The organism is Bacillus cereus group sp. BfR-BA-01408, from assembly GCF_022663305.1.
GTDB classification, from domain to species: domain Bacteria; phylum Bacillota; class Bacilli; order Bacillales; family Bacillaceae_G; genus Bacillus_A; species Bacillus_A pacificus.
Genome location: NZ_JAKUFF010000363.1, coordinates 1 through 211 on the forward strand (window position 1 = coordinate 1; position 211 = coordinate 211).

Below are 211 nucleotides of genomic sequence, written 5' to 3' on the forward strand. Positions count from 1 at the left end.
TGGTTTTTGTTTTTCTATAACAGGTGGTTTTTGAATAACAGACGGTTTTTCAACTGGTTTTTCTTTTTGAATTGGCTGTTCTTTTTGCACCTCTTTTTGCGGTTTCACTTGCATTTCCTTCTGTGGTTTTACTTGCACTTCTTTTTGTGTTTGTTGCATAGCAGGCTGCTGCGTAATTGGTGCTGATTGATACGTAACTTCTTCCTCGTCT

Annotated in this window: 1 pseudogene; it reads right to left on the reverse strand. The window is 37.9% G+C overall.

Annotated elements, in window-relative coordinates:
* Window positions 1–211 (reverse strand): annotated as a pseudogene (locus MR083_RS27660) (peptigoglycan-binding protein LysM); the annotation flags it as partial.